Here is a 24,969-nt window from a genome sequence, read left to right as displayed (position 1 = left end):
CCGTGTGCCCATGGTTTCAATCGGTCTGAAAACGCGCCGACGAAACCTGTGTCCGGAGCGGGGCCGTGGGTCTCGCTTCACTTCCGGCTGGTATTATCCGGCAGACCCATTGCGGCTTCCGGTTCCCAGCACCTTCACTTCCAGCCAGTGGAACATCAGGGCAATAATACCAGCAACGAGAATGTAGAATACGGCCAGCAGGATGAGCGGCTCGTAGATGATGAACGTGTCGGACCGCACCCGGGATGACACGGCATAGATATCAACCACCGTGATCGTGGCAACCAAGGGCGTCGCCTTCAACTGGAGAATGGTTTCACCGCCCAGGGTCGGCAGGACATTGCGAATTGCCTGCGGCAACCAGATGCGGCGGAACATCGTCAGCCTTGGCATGCCAAACGCCTTTGCCGCCTCCAGCTGACCTTTGGCGACGCCTTTGAAGGCTCCGCGCATCACCTCACCTTCATAGCCGGCATAAGAAAGCGTTAAAGCCAGCACCGCATAAGGCCAGGCCTGACGCAGATACGGCCAAAGCTCGGACGATCGTATCCATGGGAATTGAGGGAACAATGAGCCGAGGCCATAATACAGCAACCAAAGCTGCAAAAGCAGAGGTGTGCCCCGAATGATGGTGCAAAACGCCTTGGCCGGGGCCGCAAGGTACCAGGGCCCAACGGCCTGGGCCAACCCGAGTGGTACGGCCAGCAGAAATCCGAGAACGACGGTGACAACAAGCAGCCAGAGCGTGGTCCAGATCCCCTGCAAGGCAAGCGGGGCGTATTTTGGCAACCAGTCCCATCGCAAAGACATGGCACACCAGATCACGATCCCGGCAAAGATCAGCATCATCACGATCCGATGGGGTTGCATCAAGGACCTGAGGTCGATCATCTGCCACCTCCTTTCAGAGAAGGTTGACCGCGACGCGCCCATTTCTCGATCCGCGCGAAGATACCACCCGAAAAGAGAGTGACCATGAGGTAGAGAAAACCCGCTGCCAGAAAGAAGGTAAAATAGGCCCGGGTGCTGCTGGCGGCCTGCCGGGTTTCCAGTGTCAGTTCGTTGAACCCCACGACCGCGAGCAGTGCAGTGTCCTTGGTGGCAATCAGCCACAAGTTGGCCAGACCGGGTACAGCAAAACCCATCATGGCGGGGATCGTGACACGCCGCATGGTCATGAATGCGGGCATCCCGTAGGATTTGGCCGCCTCGATCTGTCCGGGTGGAACCGCCTGAATGGCTCCGCGCAGAATCTCGGTTGCGTATGCGCCCTGAACAACGCCGAGAACCCAAATGCCCGCGGCGACGCCATTGACCTCGACCCGGCCTCCACCCATTGCAGCGGAGATTTTGTTGATGATGTCAGATCCCACGTAATACAGGATCAGGATCAAGACCAGTTCCGGCACGGCCCGGATCACGGTCGTGTAAATGGCAAGAAGGTCGCGTGTGACCTTCCCGCCGTATAGTTTGCCATAGGCTCCGAACAATCCGATCACGAGGCCAAGCGCATATGCACCAAAAGCGATCTGCAATGAGTGGGACAATCCGCGCAGCAGATTGCCCCCCCAACCCGGTGGCGACAGCGACAGTAGCTCTGCGCTCTGCGCCAATCCAAGCGATTCCAACAGTCCGGTCACAGCGACAGCTTAGTAGATGCTGGCCGAGAAATAGTTCGAGGTGATCTTCTCGTGCGTTCCATCGGCGAGAATTGCCGCGATGCCCTTGTTCAGCGCTGCAAGCAGGTCATCATCGCCCTTGCGAACACCGGCGCCAACGCCTCGCCCCAGGATAGCCGGATCATCTGCGACGGCGCCTTTGATTTCACAGCATGCCCCGGCATCCGAGTTCACGAAGTCCGCCATGGCAATACTGTCGGCCTGTGTGGCGTCAATACGGCCTGCGAACAGGTCCTGGTTGGCCTCATCCTGAGTCTGATAAACTTTCAGCTCGGAATCCTTGAAGTATTCCTGTGCATAAGCCTGATGGATGGTCGAAGCCTGAACGCCGACAACCTTACCGGCCAGCGACTCGGGGGTCGCTTCGATATCCATCGATTTGTCCGCGACGATGACGGCAGGTGTGTTGTAGTAAGGATCGCTGAAATCAATGGTTTTCAGCCGCTCCTCGGTGATCGACATTGATGCCATGATGGCGTCGATCTGCTGTCCGGTCAGCGACGGGATGATACCGTCCCAGGCCACCGGTGTGATGACACAGTCAAGTTCCGCAGCGGCGCAGACCGCATTGATGACATCGATCTCCCAGCCGACCCAGTTGCCTGAGCTGTCCAGCGACGCGAAGGGCGGATAAGGTTCGGCCGCGATGCCGATCTTGACCTCTTCGGCGCTGGCGACACCAGCCGAAAGGACAGCGGCGGCAAGGCCGGACGCGAGCAGTTTCTTGATGTTCATTTTGATACTCCCTTTTGGTTCATTATGTGTTGTTTTTCCGGATCAGGCGACCGAGCTGAGGAACTGCTTCAAGCGTTCTGATTTCGGGTTGCCGAAGACCTCGGCAGGCGGACCCTGCTCTTCGATACGGCCCTCGAAGAGATAGACAACGTGGTCTGCGACTTCGCGTGCAAATTTCATTTCATGGGTGACAAGCAGCATTGTGCGCCCTTCGGCGGCAAGATCGCGGATCACGGTCAGAACCTCGCCAACAAGCTCGGGATCAAGCGCCGACGTGGGTTCATCGAAAAGCATAACCGAAGGATCGACCGCAAGCGCCCGGGCGATGGCGGCGCGCTGTTGCTGACCACCCGAAAGATAGGCCGGATAGGTGTCGGCCTTGTCGCCGAGGCCCACCCTCTTCAGCAGTTCATGCGCCCGCGCGATCGCCTCTGCCTTCGGCACCTTGAGGACATGCACGGGCACTTCGATCACGTTCTCCAAAAGCGTACGGTGTGTCCACAGATTGAACTGCTGGAAGACCATGGCCAGCCGTGTGCGGATACGTTCGATCTGACGGCGGTTGGAAGGGCTGCCATCCGCGTGCATTTCAACCAGTTCGCCGCCAATGTTGATCTTTCCTGAACTCGGCGTTTCCAGAAAGTTGATGCAGCGCAGCATGGTGGATTTTCCAGAGCCTGACCCCCCGATAATGGCAACAACATCCCCCTTGTTTGCGGTCAGGGATACGCCTTTCAAAACCTCCAGCGTGCCAAAGGATTTGTGCAGATCCTCAACCTTGATCGCCTCGTCGGGCGTGGTTGCTTCGGGTGCGGGTGAAACTGCTTTGGCTGTGTCCATATCCAAGAATCTTCTGATTTCAGCTTGCAGTAAGCCCCGAATCTCGCAATTATGCAAGTGTATAATAACTCCATGCCATGGATGACACTGACGTGCAGGACGACAGCCGCAAATTCAAACGTGAGTCTGCCGAGTTTCGCCGCGAGGCGCTGATTCTGGCGACTTTGGATCTGATCGCCGAGATGGGCGTTCGGGGCGCCACAGTGCGTGAGATCGCAGCCCGCGCGAACGTGACCCAAGGGCTGATCCGGCACTATTTCTCATCCAAGGAAGATCTGGTTCAGGCGGCGTATGAGCACCACATGAATACGCTGACAGACCAGACAGCTGCTTCGTCAGGAAAGGGAAGCGCGGTTTCTCGGCTGACCAACTTCGTCGACGCGTCACTGCGACCGCCAATCGTCGATCCAAGCGCTGTGGCCTTGTGGGCAGGCTTCCTGAACAAGGTGCAGCATGACCCGAAAATGCAGCGCATTCACCAGCAAACCTACAACTATTTCCGGGATCACCTCGAGAAGCTGATCGTTGCTGCGCTGCAAGAAACTGGGCGTTCGGTTGATGCGTCAGAGGCAATGCAACTGGCCATCGCCTGCAACGCGGTGATCGACGGCCTGTGGCTTGAAGGGGGCGCGCTTCCGGATGCTTTTTCCGAAGGCCAACTGGCGCAGATCGGTTTGGATTCCGTCAGCGCCATCGTCGGGATTCCATTGACCAAAGAAGTGGAGCAGTCATGAAGACCACATCCGTGACAGAACGGTTGGCGGGCTTGGGGGGCGCCAAATGGGGCGTGCACCTGAAAGCGCGCGACCTTATCAAGGCCGGAGCGGATATCGTCGAAATGACGATAGGAGAACCGGACGTGCCCGTGCCGGACGCATTGGTCGAAGCCACCGTAACCTCATTGCGGGCGCAGCGGACAGGGTATTCCAATGGGCGCGGAGAAGCCGGACTGCTAGACGCGCTGGCTGCGCGCTACTCTGCCTCGCGTGGGCGGGCATTCGGGCCTGAGAATTTTCTGTGCTTTCCCGGGACGCAGACCGCCCTGTTTGCAGCCATGGCCGGGGTCGCAGAGTCGGGCGACGAAGTACTGGTCGGCGATCCGATGTACGCGACCTATGAAGGTGTCGTTCGCGCATCCGGGGCCGAGATGGTGCCCGTACCGCTGCGGCCCGAGAAAGGGTTTAGCATGCAGGCCGCAGATATCGCGGCCCGCATCACTCCGCGCAGCCGTGCCATTCTCCTGACTACGCCGCATAACCCGACGGGCGCGGTCCTGACCGCCGCGGACATTGCCGAGATCGGGCAGCTGGCGATTGCGCATGACTTGTGGATCATCTCGGACGAGGTTTATGAAGAATTGATCTTTGACGGTGCCCGATTTGTTTCACCATTGGCGGATCCGGAACTGGCGGATCGTGTCATTGGCGTATCATCCATTTCGAAATCTCATGCCGCTCCGGGGTTCCGCAGTGGCTGGTGTGTCGGGCCCGCCGCGTTCTGCGAAGCGCTGCTGCCCTATTCCGAGACCATGCTTTTTGGCAATCAGCCTTTCATCGCGGACATGACCGAAAAAGCGATCCGCGACGGGTCCGAGGTTGCCCCCGGCATGGCCGCCCGCTTTTCTGGCCGCGCGACCCTGCTGGCCGATCGTCTTGAAGCGGAAACGGATCTGACTGTTCACCGGCCCGAGGCGGGAATGTTCGCACTCATCAATGTCTCTGCCACCGGGCTGGATGGCGAAGCCTATGCCTGGGACCTGCTACAGGCCGGGGTGGCCGTCATGCCGGGGTCCGCCTTTGGGGACAGCCTGAAGGACTGGGTGCGGGTCGCCCTGACGATCAGTGACACGGACTTTGGAATTGCGGTTTCCCGTATCATCGATCACGCCAACAGCAAATCACGTGAGGTCGCATGAGCGGTATGACAATTGGCGAAGCTCTGGTTGCCAAGCTTTGCCAAAGGGATGTGACCTGCGTCTTTGGAATACCAGGCGTTCACACGGTGGAACTGTACCGAGGGCTTGCCGCTTCTGGCATACGACATGTTACGCCCAGACACGAACAGGGCGCGGGTTTCATGGCCGATGGCTATGCGCGTGTGGCGGGCAAGCCGGGTGTTGCCTTTGTGATCACCGGCCCCGGATTGACCAATACGCTGACGCCGATGGTGCAGGCGCGGGCCGATTCAATACCGATGCTGGTGGTGTCCGGGGTCAACAAAACCGGATCGCTTGGCAAGGGTTTGGGGCATCTGCACGAATTGCCAGACCAAATGGGGCTGGCGAAAACGGTTGCGTTGGTGTCCGAACAGGTCACCGGCCCCGGCGCTCTGGACCCGGTCTTGGCGCGTGTTTTTCACAACCTCACCAACGGTCGCCCCGGGCCGGTACATATAGAGGTCCCGCTGGATATCGCAGCGGCGGAATATCAGGAAACAGCAGTCGAGACGCCTGACCCTGATCCTCCGGTCAACCCGGCTTTGATCAGGCAGGCCTCAGGGCAACTGACTGAGGCAAAGAAAGTCGTCATTCTGGCGGGCGGCGGGGCGAAGCGTGCCGAGGCGGGATTGCAAGCACTGGCCGAAGCCCTGGATGCCCCTGTTGTGCAAACCGTCAATGCGCGCGGCCTAATGCACGGGCACGCTCTGACCGTTCCGGCCAGCCCCAGCCTGAAGGCGGTGCGCGCATTGTTGGAAAGCGCCGATTGCGTTCTGGCCTTGGGAACCGAGCTTGGGCCAACCGATTATGACATGTATGCCACCGGTCAGGTTGCGAAACTGTCCGGCCTGATACGGGTTGAACGGTGCAGCGATCAGCTTTCACGGCATGAGGCAACGATTGCCATTCAAGGTGACGTCGACCTGGTTGTGCCAGCACTGTATGAGGCCCTGCCGCAGAGGGCACGGCAAAGCGACGGTGCGGAACGTGCCAGATCAACGCGCGACGCGGCCTGGCAGGAGATCGGCCCGGATTATCGCAAACAGGTGGAGATACTGAATGCGATGCGCTCTGCGTCTCCGAATGCTCTGATGGTCGGGGATTCCACCCAGCCCATTTATGCCGGCAATCTTTACTATGACCACGACCGGACAGGTGGCTGGTTCAATGCGGCAACGGGGTATGGTGCGCTCGGCTATGGCATACCCGCCGCCATCGGCGCGTCGATTGCCGATCCAACGGCGCGGGTAATATGCATCGTCGGCGATGGCGGAGCGCAGTTTTCAATGCCGGAAGCAATGGCCGCAGTAGACGAAAACCTGCCGGTCACGTTCGTGATCTGGAACAATCACGGGTACCGGGAAATCGCCACATCGATGCAGGATGCAGGTGTGACGGTCGTTGGATGTGACCCCACACCCCCCGATTTTGCAGCGACAGCCAGATCCTTTGGCATTCCACACACCAGGGTTCCCGATAACCCTCAGGCCGTCGCACAAGCGTTACGCGAAACGGCGGCCCTGGACGGGCCCGCGATGATCGAAGTCACCGCTCCGAAATTCGAACCTCAGAGAGATTGAAACATGTCAGACCCAACTTTTGAGTTTTCCCGCGCGATCACCCGCCGCCCGGCACCGACCATAGCTGATGGATTGCGCGCAGAAGATATCGGAAACCCGGATTTCGATGGGATGATGGCCGCGCATGGGGCATATGTGGCAGCACTGAAAAGCACCGGGGCCGAGGTGATCGAGCTTGATCCTCTGGATGCGTTCCCTGACGCGCAGTTTGTCGAAGATACGGCGCTGTGCCTGCCGCAGGGTGCTGTGTTGATGCGGCCGGGCGCGCCTTCGCGGATGGGGGAAGTGGCCGAGATCGCTCCGGCTCTGCGTGCCTGCTATGATACGGTCACACAGATCAAAGGTCCCGGCCATATCGAGGGCGGAGACATCCTTGTAACCGGTCGCGAAATCCTTGTGGGCCGGTCAGACCGCACCGACGCGGAAGGTGTCGAGGAACTGGCGAAAATCACCTCTGAATGGGGTTGCAAACTGCGGGAAGTGTTCACGCCCGAGGGCGTTTTGCACTTCAAAACGGATTGTTCGCTGATGGATGCCGAGACAATCCTTGCGACCCGGCGATTGGACGCTTCGGGCTGCTTTGAAGGCTACCGGGTGCTGCATGTTGCAGACGGTGAAGAGGCAGCGGCCAACGCGATCCGGTTCAACAATCTGGTGCTGATGGCCGCTGGCTTCCCTCGCACCGCAGAGATGCTGGATCGCGAAGGCTATGAGGTCATTGAAATTGACAATACCGATTGTGCAAAGCTTGATGGTGGCATGTCCTGTCTGTCATTGAGATTCTGAGGGTCACCTGCCGGATTCAGACCCCAGTGAATTCGGCAGGTCGGCGTCTTGATGGTTCGAAAGACGAGCGGTGAACAAGCTTGGTCTCTTCCGGTTACGCATGCAGCTTCAGTTTGTGTCACACCTGTGTGTCACACCGCTCTAATGCTTGCTATCTGGTTGTTCTGTTAGGTTTTGGTGGAGCCTAGGGGAGTCGAACCCCTGACCTCTTGCATGCCATGCAAGCGCTCTCCCAACTGAGCTAAGGCCCCATCTAGGTACCGCTGATGCGGTGGACGGACGTTTAGGAGACAGTGACGACGAGTGCAAGTCCAAAAATGGAATCGAACGCGAATTTCCGCACCAAGCTGTACGTGGAACGAAAAAGGCGACCCTGTGGTCGCCTTTGACGTGATCAGTTTTCGTCTTCCGAAGATATGTCGGTGATATCATCCAGCGAAACGTCATCACTGGTGTCATCATCGTCATCCAGCAGATCGTCATCCAGTTCGACGTCGACAGAGTCGTCGTCATCCAGTACCAGCTCCTCTTCCGACGCGTTTTCACGCGCCTTGACCGAGGCGGCATCTTCTGCATCCGCCGCGATCATGCGGCTTTTGGATGTTTCAAGCTCCACGATCTCGCCAGTGTAGGGGCTGATGATCGGGTCCTTGTTCAGGTCGTAGAATCGCTTACCGGTGGTCGGGCAAACGCGCTTTACGCCCCATTCTTCCTTGGGCATGTCAAATCCCCTTGATATCAGGTGAGTCGTCTAAATGATTCAGCTCACCTGCCACAGGCAGAGGGCACTGTCAAAGTCTTTGCGCAAGAGAGGTCGCGATATGGGAGAGCACGCATTGCCAGGGACGCCGCCGGTGCCGCTGAGGCTGCGCAAATCCGCCCGGGCGCGGCGCATCAGTTTGCGAATTTCTCAACTGGATGGCCGGGTTACGCTGACCTATCCGGTCGGAGTGCCTGAATCCGAGGCGCTGAGTTTCGCGCGTACCAAGGAAGAGTGGATTCGCCAGCATCTGCAGGACAGGCCGGAAACGGCCGTGGTGCAGTTCGGGCAGAAGATACCGATTGAAGGCATTGTCCGGCGAATCGTGCCCGCGAAGGGTCGGCGTGTTCAGTTGCTGGCGGACGAGGTCGCAGTGCCGGAAGGGGCCGAGGCGCGCAGATTGGCCCGGTTTCTGAAGGAATTGGCGCGGGACCGTCTGATCGGCGCGTGCGATGATTACGCGGCAATGCTGGGGCGGTCGTACAGCACGCTCAGCCTGCGCGACACGCGGTCACGCTGGGGATCATGCAGTTCGCACGGTGGATTGATGTTCTCGTGGCGGCTCATTCTCGCGCCGTCCGAGGTGCTGCATTATGTGGCCGCACACGAGGTGGCGCATCTTGCCCAGATGAACCACTCGCCCGCGTTCTGGGAGCAGGTGGAACGCATTTTCGGCCCCTATCAGCAACCCCGTCGCTGGTTGCGCGACAATGGGGCAGAGTTGCATCGATACAGGTTTGACGCAAAGCCGAGTTGACCTTGCGCTGTTTTGTGATCACATAAGCGGATGCTGAGCACACGCCCGTCTGACACCCAAACTGCCACTCATGACCGGGTGTACCGCGCCCTGAGATCTCGAATCATGCATGGCGAGATGGCGCCGGGTCAGGCGCTGACCTTGCGTGGCATCGGCAAGGAATTCGGCGTCTCGATGACTCCGGCGCGAGAGGCCGTGCGCCGTCTGGCCGCCGAGGGGGCTTTGTTTCTGTCCAATTCCGGCCGGGTCTCGACACCTGAATTGACCAACGACCGGATCGAAGAATTGGCGGCCTTGCGCGCGTTGCTGGAAGTCGAGCTGGCCAGCCGGGCTCTGCCCCGGGCGCATATTGCGCTGATCGACCGGTTGCAGACCATCAACATGACCGTTGCCGAGATGGTGACCAAGCGGGACGCGGTTGGGTACATCCGTTCAAATCTGGAGTTTCACCGCACCCTGTACCTGCGGGCTCAGGCACCCGCGATGCTGGCCATTGCCGAAACGGTCTGGCTGCAACTCGGGCCGACGATGAGGGCGCTTTACGGGCGTCTCAGGCGCACTGAACCACCGCATTATCACAAGCTGATCATTGCTGCTCTCAAGGCAGGGGACGAACCGGGCTTGCGCCTGGCGGTCCGCTCGGACGTGACGCAGGGACTGCGCTTGCTGGTGAGCTGAGCGGCATCCCGCCGACCTTTCTGCGCACAAGATAGAGGGTTTCACTGTTCTGGCCTGTTCAGCCCGACTGGGTTACTCTCGAGGCAAATCACAAACAAGAGCAGACCACAGCCATGATCACTCGCCGGACTTTTTCCATTTGCCTTGGATCTATATTGTTGGCCGCCTGCACGGGTGGCAATGCGCCATCCAGCGCGCCTGCGTCGCGTATGCGGTCCGTTCCCAATGCAGGGTGGGATGCCTGGGTCGCCGGGTTCAAGGGCAGGGCGGCATCGCAGGGAATTTCACAATCCACAATTGACCGCGCTTTTCAGGGGGCAGGGTACCTTCCCGATGTGATCGAGCGCGACCGCAATCAGGTAGAGTTCAAGCGTTCGCTCGAAGATTATCTGGCCATTGCCGCCTCGGACGAGCGGATCCGCACCGGCCAGAAGATGCTGCGGCAATACAACGGGACGCTGTCGCAGATCGAGGCGCAGTACGGAGTAGACAAGGAAATCGTCGTTGCAGTGTGGGGGCTGGAAAGCCGCTATGGGGCGCGTCGCGGCGATGTGCCCGTTGTGTCAGCTCTGTCGACACTGGCTTATGATGGGCGGCGTGGTCAGTTCTTTGAAAGCCAGTTGATCGCGGCGCTGAAGATCCTTCAGAATGGCGACACCACGCCTGACAAGATGACCGGCAGCTGGGCCGGTGCGATGGGGCATACGCAGTTCATTCCAACCTCCTACCTGGCCTATGCGGTGGATTTCACCGGCGACGGGCGGCGGGATATCTGGTCGGACGATCCGACGGATTCGCTGGCTTCGACCGCTGCTTACCTGTCGCGCGCAGGCTGGGTGCGGGGGCAGCCCTGGGGGGGCGAGGTCGGAACGGTTTCCGGTACTCCGGTGGCCGTGCTGCAACCGCAGGTGCCCGGACCGCGCATTGCCGTCTTCCGCAATTTTCAGGTCATCAAGCGCTATAACAATTCGGACAGTTACGCGATCGGGGTCGGTCATCTGGCGGACAGAATCGCCGGCGGCGCTCCGTTTCAGGCCTCGTTCGGGCCAGATGCAAACGGTCTGACATTGGACGACCGCAAGGAATTGCAACGGCGGCTGACATCCCAAGGGTATGATACGAAAGGCGCGGACGGGGTGATCGGCAAAAACACGACGTCAGCCATCAGCGCGTATCAAAGCGCCAATGGCCTTGCGGTCACCGGAGAGCCCTCGGTTGCCTTGTTGCGCAGGTTGGGTGGCTGACGGTTACGCCGCCAACCCTTTTGAGCCGATATCGAGGAATTTTTGACGGCGGTCCTGAATCAGGGTCGCCGCATCTTTGCCGTCCAGTTCCGCCAACATATCGGTGAGAGCCGCGCGTACAGCTTCGACAGCGGCCGGACGATCGCGATGCGCGCCGCCCTTGGGTTCAGGGATGATCCGGTCGCAAACGCCAAGCTTGTGAAGGTCCTGAGCGGTCAGACGCAGCGCTTCGGCCGCTTCACGCATCTTTTCTGCATCTTTCCACAGGATCGATGCGCAACCTTCCGGCGAGATCACCGAATAGACCGAGTGTTCCAGCATCGCCACGCGGTTGGCGGTGGCAAAGGCCACGGCCCCGCCCGAGCCGCCTTCGCCGATGATGACCGACACCAGGGGCACACCGATCTTCAGGCACATCTGGGTCGAGCGGGCAATCGCTTCGGACTGACCGCGTTCCTCGGCGCCCTTGCCGGGATAGGCGCCGGCAGTATCGATCAGGGTGATCACCGGCAGGCCAAACCGACCGGCCATCTCCATCAGGCGGACCGCCTTGCGATAACCTTCGGGGCGGGCCATGCCGAAATTGCGTTCGATCCGCGATTTGGTGTCGCTGCCTTTTTCATGGCCGATCACCATGACCGGTTGATCGTTGAAACGTGCAAGCCCGCCGATCACGGCCAGATCATCGGCAAAATTGCGATCTCCGGCCAAAGGGGTGAATTCGGTGAACAGGGCATCGACGTAATCGCTGCAATGCGGGCGTTCCGGGTGTCGGGCGACTTGGCATTTCCGCCATGGGGTCAGGTCGGCGTAAAGCTCATCCAAAAGTTTGGCGGCTTTGGCGTCCAACGCGGCGGCTTCTTCGGTTACGTCCATCTCTTCGTTGGTGCGGGCCAGCGCACGCAGCTCTTCAGCCTTGCCTTCAATTTCAGCCAGCGGTTTTTCGAAATCCAGATACTGGGTCATGACGCCTCTCAACGCGAAAGTTCCCTGCTATATGGCCTGATGGTGCTCCGGATGCAACTCGGCAAGACCCGAGTGGTGAAGATGTTCGATTTCAGATGGGCGAATGGAAAAACGGATACTGAAGGCCGCCGCCAAGAAGGACCCCGCGCTGCGCGTTCTGACCTGCACCCACGACAGTCTAACGCGGCGTCTGACCCTGTACCCACCCGACACCGCGCCCGAGGATGTGCTGGCCGAAACTTGCCTGCTGTCGTAGCGGGTCAACCGGGCCAGAGAACGGGATAGAGCGAGGCCACAAGCAGCACCGCCATTGTCCAGTTGAACACAATCAATCGGCGCGGGTTCGTCAGCACCCGCGACATTTGCTGTCCAAGAAAGGTCCATGTGCTCACCGATGGCAGGTTGACCGCCCCGAAAACCAGCGCAACGAGGGCAATTGCGTGCAGGGTCTGACTGGGCGTGTAAGCGGTCGTGGCGGTCAGGGCCATGGCCCAGGCTTTGGGGTTCACCCACTGAAAGGCAGCGGCCTGTAGAAACGTCATGGGAGTCCCCGCTGCCAAAGCGCCCCCGGCCGGTGCGGCATGTGCGATCTTCCATGCCAGATAAAGCAGATAGATCACCGACACGACCTTCAGCACTGAATAACTGACCGGATATCTGTCAAAGACCTGAACCAGCCCGGCCCCGACCAGCAGCACCATGAGCGTGAAGCCAAGGCCAATGCCCAGCATATGCGGGATCGAACGCCGAAAGCCGAAATTCGCACCCGATGCCATCAGCATCAGATTGTTCGGCCCGGGCGTAATGGATGTCACGAAGGCAAAGGCGATGAGGGCCAGAAGGATGTCGTAGGTCATACTGCGAAGTATCGTCCGACCGGCAGCAAATGAAATTGCTTTTTCGTGCGCGTTTCGGCTATTTCTGCAACTTGTGATGAAGAATGATCAGATAAATCGCCGGATATTGCACGAACTGACCCGTGATGGGCGCGTCAGCAATCTGGAACTGGCCGAACGGGTCGGGCTGTCGCCGTCCGCCTGCCTGCGTCGTGTTCAAGAGCTTGAGAAGGCCGGTGTGATCACCGGCTATCGTGCGGTTCTGAACCCGGCCGCGATGGGTGTCGGCTTTGTCGCCTATATCGGGGTCGGTCTTGGCGAACACACGAAAGCGGCGCAAGAGGGGTTCGAGCGGGCCCTGCAACAAGCCCCCGAAGTGGTCGAATGTCACAACATCACCGGTACGATCGAATACCTGCTGCGCGTCGAATGCGCCGATCTGCCGTCCTACAAGACCTTCCATACCGAGGTGCTGGGAACGTTGCCGCATGTCACGTCGATCACGTCCTATGTGGTCATGGGGTCGCCCAAGGATCTGCGTGCGTAGCCTCTGCAATTGTGAAGCCACACTCTCTTGCAGCGCAAATTTTCAGAGCCTAGTGTCACTGTAATGACGTTGCCAGGGGATATGCCCAGCCAAAACGGCACGCAAACAGGGAGATTAGGATGAAACTCGTTCGAACAGTGGCGACCGCAGTTGCCATGTCGGTCATTGCCGGGGCCGCTTTGTCTGCCCCGCTGAAACTGCAACCTGCCAATCCACAGCCTTCTCCGAAGGCAGGGTTGAATGTCAAATACATTGGTACGGGCAATCAACACAAGAAGATCCGGGATCTGAGTCAGGCAAAAAGCATGCTGTCTAAGGCGAAGCCCGGAAAGCCGTTGCGTGGGTTGGATTACAGGGACACAAGCAAGGGTGAGGACGTCATGACGTTCGACGAGGCCTACAACGTTGCCGCCGAGGTCACAGGGTATATGCGGTTTGACTCACCGGGCGTTTACGAGCTGGAAACGTGGTCGAATGACGGGATAGAAGCTTGGGTTGGCGGCCAGCAGATTGGCCTTGTCAAGGGTATTCAGGGCTGTGAAGCCAATCAACGCACCGAAGTGGAGGTGCCCAAGGCGGGCTGGTATCCATTGAAGATCGTCTATTTCCAGAAACTGGGAACCTCTTGCCTGATGATGAAGTCAGGAAAGAAAGGGGAACGCTTCACATGGACGCCCAATGACGTTTTTGGCCGTTGAAGAATTCATGAAAGGGCGCTCCATCGAGCGCCCGTTTTTTTGGGCTTAGCCGCCCGCCGCAATCAGTTCGGCCTGTGCCACGATGACTTCGGCCTGCTTGATTGAGGCGATGTCGACAAGGCGGCCTTTATAGACGGTTGCGCCCTCACCGTTGGCTTTGGCCTGTTCCATTGCGGCCAGGATTTCGCGGGCCTCGGAAACGGCCTCATCCGACGGGGTAAAGACCTGATTGGCCAGCGCGATCTGCTTGGGGTGAATCGCCCATTTGCCGACCATGCCCAGCGTGGCCGAGCGCTTCGCCTGAGCGATGTACCCTTCATCATCGCTGAAATCCCCGAATGGCCCATCCACTGGCAGCACCCCGTGGGTGCGGCAGGCCGCAACGATGGCGGCTTGGGCCCAGTGCCACGGATCGGACCAGTGTTTTTCACCCTCGCGCAGCATGTAATAGTTTTCCTGTGTGCCGCCGATGCCCGTGGTCTGCATTCCCATCGAGGCCGCAAAATCTGCGGCCCCAAGGCTCATTGCCTGCAAACGGGGTGAGGAGGCTGCGATCTCTTCCACATGCGCGATGCCGGCAGCGGATTCGATAATGACCTCGAAGCTGATCGGTTTGGTCCGGCCCTTGGCGCGTTCAATGGCGGTGACAAGGGCATCCACGGCATAGACATCCGATGCGCAGCCGACTTTGGGGATCATGATCTGGTCCAGACGGTCGCCTGCCTGCTCCAACACGTCGACAACGTCACGATACCAATAGGGGGTATCCAATCCGTTGATGCGAACGGACATGTATTTGTTGCCCCAGTCAACAGTGTTCAGGGCTTCGATGACATTGGCGCGGGCGATGTCCTTGTCCGAAGGCGCAACCGAATCCTCGAGGTCAAGGTTGATCACATCCGCAGCAGAAGCTGCCATTTTCGGGAACAGTTTGGTATTCGATCCCGGACCAAACAGTTGGCAGCGATTGGGTCGTGCAGGCGCGGCGGGTTGGATGCGAAAGCTCATCTGGACCTCGTATGGGTAATGAAATTGCGATTTTCTCGCCCAATGAGGTATTAAATTGCGCAACCTGGCGCAAGGAGATTGTGCATCTGCGGCAATGCGGTTGCAGAAAGCTGCATTCCAACAGCTGAGAAGTGGTGATTAAAGTTTAATCATTTTGAAAACTTCGAATTATTTTGCGCTTTCTGGGTCAATGGTGCAAGAACATCGCGCACTTGTCGTGTTTGGCGGATCAAAACGCGAAACGCTCGTTTAAGCGCTTCTCTAGCTTAGGCCGGAATCAAAGGAGTGACCGCAATGATCGAGACACCGTACCTGCTGTTTTTGGGCGATGCGCCCGACCAATTGGCGGCCAAAGTGGCTGTGGGCATCAAGGACTGGCGCCCGGAAAACGCCGTCGGCCAATATCGTATGGACGGTTGCAAGGCTGATCTGGGTTTGACCGATATGACCCTGACCGAGGCCAAAGCGGCCGGCGCAAAAACGCTGGTTATAGGTGTGGCCAACCGTGGCGGCGTCATCAGCCAGGAATGGAAAAAGGTTCTGGTCATGGCGCTTGAGGAAGGGTTTGACCTGGCCTCTGGACTGCACAACCTGTTGCGCGACGAGCCCGATCTGGTGGCGGTGGCCGAAGCGACGGGTCGAAAGCTGCACGATGTGCGTGTACCTGAGGTCGATTACCCGATTGCCAACGGGATCAAGCGCAAGGGCAAGCGTTGTCTGGCCGTGGGCACCGATTGTTCGGTCGGCAAGATGTACACCGCAATGGCGATGGATGCGGAAATGCGCAAGCGTGGTATGAAGTCGACCTTCCGCGCGACTGGTCAGACGGGCATTCTGATCACCGGCGATGGCGTGCCGCTGGACGCCGTAGTTGCGGATTTCATGGCCGGCTCGATCGAATGGCTGACACCTGACAATGATGACGATCACTGGGACCTGATCGAAGGCCAGGGATCGCTGTTCCATGTATCCTATTCTGGTGTGACCATGGCGCTGATCCACGGCGGCCAGCCTGACGCGCTGATCCTGAGCCATGAACCGACCCGCGAGCACATGCGTGGTCTGCCGACCTATCAGCTGCCGACGCTCGAAACCCTGCGTGACACCGCGCTGGCCCTGGCCAAAGTGGCGAACCCCGATTGTCAGGTCGTCGGTATTTCCGTCAACACGCAGCACATGTCCGAAGAGGACGCGACGGCGTATCTGGCCAGGATCGAAGCAGACATGGGGCTGCCGGCGACCGATCCGTTCCGGTTCGGCTCGGGCAAGTTGGTGGACGCGCTGGCCGCGATGTGATCCAACCGGTCCGCCGGTGGCGGGCCGGTTCCGCCGCTGGCGGGAGTATTTGGAAAAAGATGAAGGAGCGGGCCTGTGCAGATAGAGGTCTCTCGCGATGTGTTTCAGTTGGCGCAGGTGTTCACCATCTCGCGCGGGTCTCGGACCGAAGCAAAGGTGCTGACAGTGCGGGTGTCGGACGGAACGCATCAGGGCTGGGGCGAGTGCGTTCCTTATGCGCGTTATGACGAAACGCTCGAGTCGGTCGAGGCCGAGATCGCCGGTCTGCCTGCTGAGTTCAGCCGTCGGTCGCTGATGGATCTGCTGCCTGCCGGTGCCGCCCGGAACGCCTTGGATTGTGCTTTGTGGGATCTGGAAAGCAAGCGCGCGGGTAAGCGCGCCTGGGATTTAGCGGGCCTGCCAGTGCCCGGACCTGAGATCACGGCCTACACTTTGTCGCTGGACACGCCCGAGGCGATGCAGTCCCAGGCGGCCGAGAACGCGCATCGCCCGCTTCTGAAGATCAAGCTGGGCACGCCAGATGACATGCCGCGGCTTGAGGCGGTGCGCGCCGGTGCTCCGAACGCCAAGATCATTGTGGATGCGAACGAAGGCTGGTCGGCCGAGGTTTACGCCGACCTCGCCCCGCATCTGGTACGTCTGGGCGTGGCGCTGGTCGAGCAACCGTTGCCGGCCGGTGACGACGACGCTTTGATTGGAATGGACCGCCCGGTGCCCGTCTGCGCCGACGAGTCCTGCCATGATCGCGCCAGCCTGCCCGGGCTGAAGGGGAAATACGATGTCATCAACATCAAACTCGACAAGACCGGTGGCCTGACCGAAGCGCTTGAGCTGCGCAAAGCTGCAATCGCGGAAGGGTATGACATCATGGTCGGATGCATGGTTGGCAGTTCGCTTGCCATGGCGCCCGCGACACTGTTGGCGCAGGGTGCGATGGTGACGGACCTTGACGGCCCGCTTCTGTTGGCCGAAGACCGCGACACCCCGCTGATTTTTGACGACGCCGGAGTTCACCCGCCCGAAGCGGCGCTCTGGGGCTGAGGAGACAAACATGACCCGAACCGTTTTTGTAAATGGCGAATACCTGCCCGAGACCGAGGCCAAGGTATCCATCTTTGACCGTGGCTTCCTGTTTGCTGATGCGGTTTACGAAGTGACCAGTGTACTGGATGGCAAGCTGATTGATTTCGAAGGTCACGCAGTACGCCTGAAGCGGTCTCTGGACGAGCTGGAGATGGCCGAGCCCTGCACCAAGGAAGAGCTGCTGGAAATCCATCGCAAGCTGGTTGATCTGAACGGCATCGAAGAGGGCCTGGTCTACCTTCAGGTCTCGCGCGGCAGTGACGGTGACCGGGATTTTGTCTTCCCTTCGGCCGATACCAAACCCAGCCTCGTTCTGTTCACCCAGAACAAGCCCGGGCTGGCTGGCAGTCCGGCGGCACGGAAAGGTGCCAGGATCATCTCGATCGAGGACATCCGTTGGGGTCGCCGCGACATCAAGACCGTGCAGCTGCTTTACCCTTCGATGGGCAAGATGATGGCCAAGAAAGCGGGGTGCGATGATGCATGGCTGGTCGAGGACGGCTTTGTAACCGAAGGCACCAGCAACAACGCCTATTTCGTCAAGAACGGCAAGATCGTGACCCGCCCGCTGTCCAACGACATCCTGCACGGGATCACCCGCAAGGCCGTGCTGCGCCTGGCGGCCGAAGCGCAGATGGAAGTTGAAGAACGCCTGTTTACCATCGACGAAGCCAAAGAGGCTGACGAGGCGTTCACAACCTCGGCCAGTGCTTTCGTGATGCCCGTGGTGGAAATCGACGGAGTCGCGCTGGGTGATGGTACACCCGGGCCGATAGCCAAACGCCTTCGTGAAATTTACCTGGATGAAAGCCGAAAGGCCGCGATCTGAAGAAACACCACGTCGGACGGCGTTGCGGCGGACTTCTGCGGCGCCGTGCCAACATCAGTCGGATCCGGGGGCAGGACAGGGAGAGTCGCCTTCGATCCCGCCGAGCATGAGCAGATCATATGCGACTTTCCGCCGAAAGGCCGGGTTACCCGACTTTGAAAGGGTCCAGGCTTTCCTGAAACTGTTCGATGAATTCCAGCGTTACCAATGACGGTTGCTTCAAAATTGGACGCACCAACGAGAGGGTATGCGTCAAAAACGGCTTGAACGGCCGATAACTCAACCCCCTCGACGTATACTGGACAGCATCCAGTTCGCTTACGATCGAGACACCGGCACCTTCCAGCGCCAATTCGCATGCTGCCGTGAACTGCCTGACCTCGATATGCGAGTTCAATTCGACATTGGCATGTTGAAATACTTTCGAAAGCCGCCCGAAAAAGTCGCTGTCGCGTCGGGAGTGGATGATTTTGCTATGTGCGAGATCCGCCGGGGTAACTTCGGAAAGGCCTTCCAACTCGTGCCCGGTGGGGAACACGCATACCGTGCGAACGTCGATGTCCCTGCTTTCTACCGCCGGATGACCGTGAAAGCTGTCAGTGATACCGAAATCATACTGCTCGCCGATCATCCATTCCAGAATGCGTTCAGGTCTGTCAGGTTCGATCGTCAGGGTGACGCCGGGCCGATCTTTCAGAAAACCGGCGACGACTTTGGGCAAATGGCTGGTGGCAAATCCCGGCAGGCAAGCGACACGGATGTGCCCTGCTTTGCGTTGTGTGATATCCTGGCTGACATCAGAGATTTGCCGCATCAATTCGAGAACGCGCTCGACGCTGGGCAAGAGGTAACGAACCTCCTGCGTTGGCACCAATCGGCCCTCGCGGCGGTCAAAAAGCTGAAACCCAAGCGATTTTTCAAGATCGGACAGCAATCTGCTGACAGCTGGTTGGGTTACGCCCAGATCAGCCGCGGCGGCCGTGACAGACCCTTTGGTGGTCACGGCCATCAGGGCCTCCAACTGCCGAACTCTCAGAATTTGACTCATTGCCGATCCCGATCTGCTGCGCCATTTCATAACACTATGTTATTTTTTTACCAAGTAGATAGGCCTTGAATTATAGTTTTGTAACGTTAACGTCGTGAAATCGTCATGTGTGCCGTTTACGCGTTGCGGTCGGTAATCAACGAAGCATCAACCCTGATGCATGGGAGGAATCATGAAAAAGAATCTGCTTGGCGCTCTTGCCATCACCACGGCCTTGTCCCCCTTGGCGGCAATGGCGCAGACCGAAGTCCAGTTCTGGCATGCCTTCACCGGTCGCCTTGGTGAACTTGTCAAAGGACAGGTTGAAGAATTCAACGCCAGTCAGGATGAGTTCGTCGTGGTCGAAAGCCACAAGGGCAACTACTCGGAAACCCTGAATGCCGGGATTGCTGCCTTCCGGGCCGGTGAGCAGCCGCATATCCTGATGGTGTTCGAAGTCGGCACGGCGACAATGATGTCAGCCAAAGGGGCGATCAAGCCGGTCTATGAAGTGATGGCCGAAAGCGGCGCGTCTTTTGATCCCGACGCGTATATTGGCGCCGTCAAAGGCTACTACACAACCACTGACGGAGAGATGCTGTCGCTTCCCTTCAACTCCTCGACGCCGGTCCTGTGGGTCAACCGCGATGCCATGCAAGCGGCGGGCGTTGATCCGGACACGGATCTGTCCACTTGGGAAAAAGTCGGCGAAGTCCTTGAACAGCTGAAGGCGGGTGGCGAGGATTGCCCGCTGGTGACGGCATGGCAAAGCTGGATTCACCTTGAAAACCTGTCGGCCTATCACGACGTTCCCTTTGCCTCACGTGACAACGGATTTGCCGGTCTGGATACCGAGCTGATGCTGAACGGTCCGGTGCAGGTTGCACATCTGACCGCAATGGGTGACTGGGCCAAGGACGGCAAGTTCATCTATACCGGTCGCAGAAACGAAGGCGGTGCGAACTTCCGGTCAGGCGAGTGCGCATTGTTCACCGAAAGTTCGGCCGGATACGCCGGCATCAAGGCCGAGGCCGAGTTCGATTTTGACGTGCGTCCGCTGCCCTATTGGGAATCCGTCACCAGTGAACCGCAAAACACCATCATCGGTGGCGCGTCTCTTTGGGTAATGGAGGGTCATGAGCCCGAAGAGTACAAAGGCGTCGGAGAGTTCCTGAGCTTCCTGTCATCACCTGACGTACAAGCGGCCTGGCACCAGAACACCGGTTATCTTCCAATCACCACAGAGGCGGGGGAGGTTACGCGCGCCGCTGGTTTTTATGACGAAAACCCGGGCACCGACGTCGCAGTGATCCAGATGACCGCGAAAGAGCCGACCGCAAATTCGAAAGGCTTGCGCCTGGGATCGTTCGACCAGATTCGCGGCATCATCGACGAAGAGCTCGAGGCGATCTGGTCCGGTGAGAAAACGGCTCAGGAAGCGATGGACAGCGCGAAGGAACGCGGTGATGCGTTGCTGCGCCGGTTCGAATCCGCCAATCAATAAGTCGTAACGTCATGCGGGCCTTTTCAGGGCCCGCATTTTCTTTCTTCGGTGGGTTTTCAGGATGGAAAAACGCGTCACCTTTCGCGGCTGGCTGTTGCCATTGGCGTTGATCGCCCCTCAGGTCATCATTTCCGCTGTTTTCTTTTTCTACCCCGCCGGTCAGGCCATATGGCAGTCGCTGTTCATACCTGACCCGTTCGGGCTGTCGTCCCAGTTCGTGGGGCTCGGCAACTTTGAATTCCTGCTGAGTGACAAGTTTTATCGCGCCTCTTTCGTGACAACGGCGGTGTTTTCCACGCTGGTCACGTTGTGCTCGATGATCCCTGCCTTGTTTCTTGCGGTCATTGCGGATCGATTGATCAAAGGGTCCGGGGTCTATCGGACTTTGCTGATCTGGCCCTACGCTGTTGCCCCGGCGGTTGCGGGCGTTCTGTGGCTGTTCATGTTCAACACGCGCGTCGGCGTCGTGTCGTGGTACCTCGGCCAGCTTGGGTATGACTGGAACCACGTTCTGAACGGCACCGAAGCCATGGGGCTGGTGGTCGTTGCCTCTGCCTGGGGGCGCATAAGCTATAACTTCCTGTTCTTTTTCGCTGCCCTGCAATCCGTTCCAAGATCCGTGATCGAGGCGGCGGCGATTGACGGCGCGCATTTCTGGCGCCGGTTCTTCACGATCGTGCTGCCGTTGCTGTCGCCGACGGCGTTCTTCTTGCTGGTGGTGAACGTTGTTTATGCCTTTTTCGAAACCTTTGGTGTGATCCACACAATCACCGGTGGCGGGCCGCAACAGTCGACCACAATCCTTGTCTACAAGGTTTTCTCGGATGGGTTTGTGGGGCAGGACCTCGGCTCGTCTTCGGCGCAATCGGTCATCTTGCTGATCGTCGTGGGCCTGTTGACGGTCATCCAGTTCAAATACGTGGAAAAGAGGGTGCATTACTGATGGCAGCCCAACAACACGGAATGGTCGAAAAACGCGGCGCGGGCATCTGGTTGTCCCATGCTTTGATGATCCTCGGTGTCCTGATCATATTCTTCCCGATATGGCTTGCCTTCGTGGCTTCGACCGTGACCCAGGCCGAGATCGTCTCACCGCCGATGCCAGTCGTGCCCGGCGATCAGTTCTGGGTGAACTACAAGGCGGCGCTGTTCTCGGGGGTAAATGTGCCCGTGGCCACGATGCTGTTCAACAGTCTGGTGATGGCAATCGGAATTGCAGTCGGCAAAATCATCATCTCTCTGCTGTCGGCTTTCGCGATCGTCTATTTCCGCTTTCCCGGACGAACGACGTTCTTCTGGCTGATCTTCCTGACCCTGATGCTGCCGGTCGAAGTCCGCATCGTTCCGACGTTCGAAGTTGTCGCCGGGTTCGGTATGCTCAACAGCTATTACGGGCTGATCTTTCCCCTGATCGCCTCGGCAACGGCAACCTTCCTGTTCCGTCAGTTCTTTCTGACCATACCCGATGAACTGGCCGAGGCCGCCCGGGTCGACGGCGCGCGACCGATGCGGTTCTTCATCGATATCGTGGTGCCGATGAGCCGGACCAACATCGCCGCACTGTTCGTGATCCTGTTCATCTATGGCTGGAACCAGTACCTTTGGCCGCTGCTGATCACGACCGATCCCGAGATGAATACCATCGTGATGGGTATCAAACAGATGTTTCCGTCCGGTGACGACTTTGCACATTGGCCGACGATCATGGCGACGTCCATTCTGGCGATGATCCCGCCGGTCATCGTGGTGGTGTCGATGCAAAAGCTCTTTGTCCGTGGCCTTGTCGATAGCGAGAAGTAAGAAATGGCAACAGTTACCTTAGAGAATGTCAAAAAGAGCTTTGGCCCGACGGATGTGATCCACGGTGTCGATGTCGATATTGCCGATGGAGAGTTCATCGTGATCGTCGGCCCGTCAGGCTGCGGCAAGTCCACATTGTTGCGGATGGTGGCGGGGCTGGAAACGATCACGTCCGGCGAAATCCGGATCGGCGGTGAACGCGCCAATGACAAAGAGCCCATGGATCGCGACATCGCCATGGTGTTCCAGAACTATGCGCTTTATCCGCACATGTCCGTGCGTCAGAACATGGGATATGGCCTGAGGATCGCCGGGTTGCCCAAGGCTCAGATCGATCAAAAGGTGACCCAGGCGGCGAAGCTGTTGCAGCTTGAACCTTTGCTGGATCGCAAACCCAGGCAGTTGTCCGGTGGTCAGCGCCAAAGGGTTGCGATGGGCCGGGCCATTGTCCGCGAGCCCGCTGTATTCCTGTTTGACGAGCCGCTCTCGAACCTCGACGCCAAGCTTCGTGTTCAGATGCGTCTGGAAATACGCGAACTTCAGGAGAAACTTGGGATCACGGCGCTTTACGTCACGCATGATCAGGTCGAAGCAATGACGATGGCGGACAGGATGATCGTGATGAATGGCGGCATCGCCGAGCAGATCGGCACGCCGCTGGAAGTCTATGAAACCCCGCAAACGCTGTTCGCCGCGCAGTTCATCGGCAGCCCGGCGATGAACATTTTTGAAGCACGGCGCGAAAACGGGGCGATCAAGATCGGAGAAATCGAAGTCGGACCCTCCGGGGGCGCAGACAGCGCCGTGAAGCTTGGCATAAGACCAGAGCACCTGTTGTTGGATGACAATGGCCCGCTTGAAGCCGCGATTCAGATGGCTGAACCGCTTGGGGCCAACACGTTGCTGCACGGTCACCTGTCGGGCTCTGAAAGCACGATCACCGCAAGCCTTCCCGGTGTCCACCCGATCGAAGGACGCCATCCTGTTATGCGGTTCTCGGTGGCACCGGAGAACATGCATTTGTTTGACCACGCGACAGGCAGAAGGCTGGAAAGCTGATGGCGTTTCAGCAGGTTGAGGCCTTTCGCGGCGGCGAAAACCTGATCCGGGTTGTGGGGCATCGGGGGGCACGGGGCGTGTTGCCTGAAAACAGCATGGTTGGCTTCGACTTTTCACTTTCCATCGGCGTCCCGCTTCTTGAGTTTGACGTTGTCCTGACGGCCGATGATGTGCCGGTCATTACGCACAATCATCGCCTGCATTCGGCCAGTTTCCGCGATAGCAATGGCGTGTTCCTGACCGGGGAAGAGCCGAAAGTATCCTCGCTGACTTACGAACAGATCCGACAATTCGATATCGGGCGTCTGGACGGGCAATCCGCCTATGGCCAACGCTTCCCGGATCAGGCGCAAATGGACGACGTCCATGTGCCAAAGCTGTTGGATCTGCTCGATTTGGTCGATGACCCGAAACACAGTGATGCCCATCTGATGCTCGAGCTGAAGTCGGACCCCGACCTGGCCCATGATGCGCTTTACCGAGAGAACTTTGTCCGGAGAGTACTTCGGGACGTTCGCGGCAAGGGTTTGTCTTCGCGCGCGGTGCTGCACAGTTTCGATTGGAATCTGTTGGCGGAATGTCAGAGGCAGGCTTCGGATATGCCTTCATCCTACCTGACGCAACTTCCGGAAAATGCCGACGATGTTGGCGAGGATTCCTCAAAATCCGTTTGTCCCGACTTTCGTGGTCGTCGCGACGAAATACCAGACTTGGTAAAGCAGGCCGGTGGTTCGCTTTGGTGCCCGTATTTTGCGGATGTAACGCCCGAAAACGTCACGCGCGCAAAAGAACTGGGCCTGTGCGTCGTCGTGTGGACCGTCAATGAACATGAAGATATCGGCAAGATGATCGATCTGGGCGTGGATGCAATCGTATCCGACTATCCCGGGCGGGTTCAAAGACAACTATCGGAGTCAGGCTTCGGTTGGCGCGCAGGGCACCGGTGATCCCGGCGTCCCCGGGGCGACGTGGGTGAATTTCTTCTGCCAATTTGAAATTGCCTCAAACAAAGGCCCTTCAGCCCCGTTGACGCTCAGGACCCGCGTGTTTTTTGGGGCATTGGTTTCGGCCATCGCTGGTCACAACCGTCATCGACGGGCCGTCACCCCTAACGGGTGGCGGCAATATTGAGTCACATTAACAACATTCTTGTGATTGCTACAGTTCTGTCTCTTTTCCGCCGGAATTTGTGCTGATAAGGAGAAAATTGAGTGTTGGGGTGCTGGTAAGTGCGAGTGGGCGGATGAGAGCCGGAACAAACGGTCAAATAGCTATTTCCTGGTGTCAGACGGAAATTGACGGGCTTGAAGATGCGCCCCTT

At 58.5% G+C, this 24,969-nt stretch carries 27 protein-coding genes and 1 tRNA gene; 18 read left to right on the top strand and 10 right to left on the bottom strand.

Features of this window, described 5'->3' with window-relative positions:
• Positions 1-93: 93 nt before the first annotated feature.
• The 4 genes from NOR97_RS12670 to NOR97_RS12655 are packed head-to-tail and all read right to left on the bottom strand — an operon-like array spanning position 94 to position 3,254.
• Positions 94-891, bottom strand: a complete 798-nt coding sequence (locus NOR97_RS12670) for an ABC transporter permease (protein ID WP_170346002.1) — start codon at positions 889-891, stop codon at positions 94-96.
• Entirely contained in the window at positions 888-1,640 is a 753-nt protein-coding gene (locus NOR97_RS12665) for an ABC transporter permease (protein ID WP_117872369.1), read from the bottom strand. The genes NOR97_RS12670 and NOR97_RS12665 overlap by 4 nt, the downstream gene beginning before the upstream one ends.
• A 9-nt stretch (positions 1,641-1,649) precedes the next feature.
• A complete protein-coding gene (locus NOR97_RS12660; protein WP_170346003.1) occupies positions 1,650-2,414 on the bottom strand; it encodes a transporter substrate-binding domain-containing protein in 765 nt (254 codons plus the stop codon).
• A 42-nt stretch (positions 2,415-2,456) separates the two neighbouring features.
• A complete protein-coding gene (locus NOR97_RS12655) occupies positions 2,457-3,254 on the bottom strand; it encodes an ABC transporter ATP-binding protein (RefSeq protein ID WP_170346004.1) in 798 nt (265 codons plus the stop codon).
• Between the two features lie 77 nt (positions 3,255-3,331).
• Between NOR97_RS12655 and NOR97_RS12650 the strand changes: the two genes are divergently transcribed.
• From NOR97_RS12650 to NOR97_RS12635, 4 genes are read left to right on the top strand one after another with little or no spacing between them, the layout of a single operon-like run.
• Positions 3,332-3,988 carry a TetR/AcrR family transcriptional regulator gene (locus NOR97_RS12650; RefSeq protein WP_174818450.1) on the top strand — a complete coding sequence of 219 codons (657 nt, stop codon included), beginning with the start codon at positions 3,332-3,334 and terminating at the stop codon, positions 3,986-3,988.
• Positions 3,985-5,169, top strand: a complete 1,185-nt coding sequence (locus NOR97_RS12645; protein WP_170346005.1) for a pyridoxal phosphate-dependent aminotransferase — start codon at positions 3,985-3,987, stop codon at positions 5,167-5,169. Before NOR97_RS12650 ends, NOR97_RS12645 begins: the two co-directional genes overlap by 4 nt.
• Positions 5,166-6,770 (top strand): 5-guanidino-2-oxopentanoate decarboxylase, encoded by a 1,605-nt coding sequence (locus NOR97_RS12640; RefSeq protein ID WP_257599319.1) that lies wholly within the window; start codon positions 5,166-5,168, stop codon positions 6,768-6,770. Before NOR97_RS12645 ends, NOR97_RS12640 begins: the two co-directional genes overlap by 4 nt.
• 3 nt (positions 6,771-6,773) lie before the next feature.
• Positions 6,774-7,556, top strand: a complete 783-nt coding sequence (locus NOR97_RS12635) for a dimethylarginine dimethylaminohydrolase family protein (protein WP_257599318.1) — start codon at positions 6,774-6,776, stop codon at positions 7,554-7,556.
• 175 nt (positions 7,557-7,731) lie between these two features.
• Here NOR97_RS12635 and NOR97_RS12630 read toward each other — a convergent pair.
• Both NOR97_RS12630 and NOR97_RS12625 read right to left on the bottom strand, forming a co-directional pair.
• Positions 7,732-7,807, bottom strand: a tRNA-Ala gene (locus NOR97_RS12630).
• A gap of 143 nt (positions 7,808-7,950) precedes the next feature.
• Positions 7,951-8,277: a TIGR02300 family protein gene (locus NOR97_RS12625; protein ID WP_257599317.1), complete on the bottom strand. Its 327-nt coding sequence runs from the start codon at positions 8,275-8,277 to the stop codon at positions 7,951-7,953.
• A 100-nt stretch (positions 8,278-8,377) separates the two neighbouring features.
• On the opposite strand from NOR97_RS12625, the gene NOR97_RS12620 reads away from it, so the two are divergent.
• From NOR97_RS12620 to NOR97_RS12610, 3 genes are all read left to right on the top strand, one after another.
• Positions 8,378-9,073, top strand: a complete 696-nt coding sequence (locus tag NOR97_RS12620; RefSeq protein WP_257599316.1) for a M48 family metallopeptidase — start codon at positions 8,378-8,380, stop codon at positions 9,071-9,073.
• 30 nt (positions 9,074-9,103) lie between these two features.
• Positions 9,104-9,751 carry a GntR family transcriptional regulator gene (locus NOR97_RS12615; RefSeq protein WP_170346010.1) on the top strand — a complete coding sequence of 216 codons (648 nt, stop codon included), beginning with the start codon at positions 9,104-9,106 and terminating at the stop codon, positions 9,749-9,751.
• A gap of 113 nt (positions 9,752-9,864) precedes the next feature.
• Complete coding sequence (locus tag NOR97_RS12610; protein WP_257599315.1) at positions 9,865-10,995, top strand: lytic murein transglycosylase; 1,131 nt, start codon at positions 9,865-9,867, stop codon at positions 10,993-10,995.
• Between the two features lie 3 nt (positions 10,996-10,998).
• Here NOR97_RS12610 and NOR97_RS12605 read toward each other — a convergent pair whose 3' ends face one another.
• Positions 10,999-11,961: an acetyl-CoA carboxylase carboxyltransferase subunit alpha gene (locus tag NOR97_RS12605; RefSeq protein WP_152459042.1), complete on the bottom strand. Its 963-nt coding sequence runs from the start codon at positions 11,959-11,961 to the stop codon at positions 10,999-11,001.
• Positions 11,962-12,064: 103 nt separating this feature from the next.
• Here NOR97_RS12605 and NOR97_RS12600 point away from each other — a divergent pair, with 103 nt between their 5' ends.
• Entirely contained in the window at positions 12,065-12,217 is a 153-nt protein-coding gene (locus NOR97_RS12600; protein ID WP_170346013.1) for a hypothetical protein, read from the top strand.
• Between the two features lie 4 nt (positions 12,218-12,221).
• On the opposite strand, the gene NOR97_RS12595 is transcribed toward NOR97_RS12600, so the two are convergent.
• The gene (locus NOR97_RS12595) at positions 12,222-12,818 is read right to left on the bottom strand and encodes a LysE family translocator (protein WP_257599314.1); all 597 of its coding nucleotides are present in this window, start codon (positions 12,816-12,818) and stop codon (positions 12,222-12,224) included.
• A gap of 73 nt (positions 12,819-12,891) precedes the next feature.
• On the opposite strand from NOR97_RS12595, the gene NOR97_RS12590 reads away from it, so the two are divergent.
• The gene (locus tag NOR97_RS12590) at positions 12,892-13,344 is read left to right on the top strand and encodes an Lrp/AsnC family transcriptional regulator (RefSeq protein ID WP_257599313.1); all 453 of its coding nucleotides are present in this window, start codon (positions 12,892-12,894) and stop codon (positions 13,342-13,344) included.
• Between the two features lie 119 nt (positions 13,345-13,463).
• Complete coding sequence (locus tag NOR97_RS12585) at positions 13,464-14,042, top strand: PA14 domain-containing protein (RefSeq protein ID WP_170346016.1); 579 nt, start codon at positions 13,464-13,466, stop codon at positions 14,040-14,042.
• A 45-nt stretch (positions 14,043-14,087) separates the two neighbouring features.
• On the opposite strand, the gene NOR97_RS12580 is transcribed toward NOR97_RS12585, so the two are convergent.
• Positions 14,088-15,050, bottom strand: coding sequence for an L-malyl-CoA/beta-methylmalyl-CoA lyase (locus NOR97_RS12580; RefSeq protein ID WP_257599312.1), 963 nt, complete (start codon positions 15,048-15,050; stop codon positions 14,088-14,090).
• A 294-nt stretch (positions 15,051-15,344) separates the two neighbouring features.
• Here NOR97_RS12580 and dgcN point away from each other — a divergent pair, with 294 nt between their 5' ends.
• The 3 genes from dgcN (at position 15,345) to NOR97_RS12565 (ending at position 18,258) form a co-directional block, all read left to right on the top strand.
• Entirely contained in the window at positions 15,345-16,346 is a 1,002-nt protein-coding gene (gene dgcN / locus NOR97_RS12575; protein WP_170346018.1) for an N-acetyltransferase DgcN, read from the top strand.
• Positions 16,347-16,421: 75 nt separating this feature from the next.
• On the top strand, positions 16,422-17,387 hold the full coding sequence (gene dgcA / locus NOR97_RS12570) for an N-acetyl-D-Glu racemase DgcA (RefSeq protein WP_170346019.1): 966 nt from the start codon (positions 16,422-16,424) through the stop codon (positions 17,385-17,387).
• Between the two features lie 10 nt (positions 17,388-17,397).
• Positions 17,398-18,258 (top strand): D-amino-acid transaminase, encoded by an 861-nt coding sequence (locus NOR97_RS12565; RefSeq protein ID WP_257599311.1) that lies wholly within the window; start codon positions 17,398-17,400, stop codon positions 18,256-18,258.
• 145 nt (positions 18,259-18,403) lie between these two features.
• On the opposite strand, the gene NOR97_RS12560 is transcribed toward NOR97_RS12565, so the two are convergent.
• Positions 18,404-19,306 carry a LysR substrate-binding domain-containing protein gene (locus NOR97_RS12560; RefSeq protein WP_257599310.1) on the bottom strand — a complete coding sequence of 301 codons (903 nt, stop codon included), beginning with the start codon at positions 19,304-19,306 and terminating at the stop codon, positions 18,404-18,406.
• A gap of 172 nt (positions 19,307-19,478) precedes the next feature.
• On the opposite strand from NOR97_RS12560, the gene ugpB reads away from it, so the two are divergent.
• The 5 genes from ugpB to NOR97_RS12535 all read left to right on the top strand — a co-directional run bounded on the left by ugpB (position 19,479) and on the right by NOR97_RS12535 (position 24,595).
• A complete protein-coding gene (gene ugpB, locus NOR97_RS12555; protein WP_170346022.1) occupies positions 19,479-20,789 on the top strand; it encodes a sn-glycerol-3-phosphate ABC transporter substrate-binding protein UgpB in 1,311 nt (436 codons plus the stop codon).
• Between the two features lie 61 nt (positions 20,790-20,850).
• A complete protein-coding gene (gene ugpA / locus NOR97_RS12550; RefSeq protein WP_152459032.1) occupies positions 20,851-21,732 on the top strand; it encodes a sn-glycerol-3-phosphate ABC transporter permease UgpA in 882 nt (293 codons plus the stop codon).
• A gap of 20 nt (positions 21,733-21,752) precedes the next feature.
• On the top strand, positions 21,753-22,589 hold the full coding sequence (gene ugpE / locus NOR97_RS12545; protein ID WP_152459916.1) for a sn-glycerol-3-phosphate ABC transporter permease UgpE: 837 nt from the start codon (positions 21,753-21,755) through the stop codon (positions 22,587-22,589).
• 3 nt (positions 22,590-22,592) lie between these two features.
• Positions 22,593-23,648, top strand: a complete 1,056-nt coding sequence (locus NOR97_RS12540) for a sn-glycerol-3-phosphate import ATP-binding protein UgpC (RefSeq protein ID WP_257599309.1) — start codon at positions 22,593-22,595, stop codon at positions 23,646-23,648.
• The gene (locus NOR97_RS12535; RefSeq protein ID WP_257599308.1) at positions 23,648-24,595 is read left to right on the top strand and encodes a glycerophosphodiester phosphodiesterase family protein; all 948 of its coding nucleotides are present in this window, start codon (positions 23,648-23,650) and stop codon (positions 24,593-24,595) included. Before NOR97_RS12540 ends, NOR97_RS12535 begins: the two co-directional genes overlap by 1 nt.
• The last annotated feature ends 374 nt before the right edge of the window (positions 24,596-24,969 follow it).

The organism is Ruegeria sp. YS9 (assembly GCF_024628725.1).
Lineage (GTDB): Bacteria > Pseudomonadota > Alphaproteobacteria > Rhodobacterales > Rhodobacteraceae > Ruegeria > Ruegeria atlantica_C.
The sequence above is the reverse complement of the archived record's forward strand: the minus strand, read 5'-3'. Positions and strand labels throughout refer to the sequence as shown.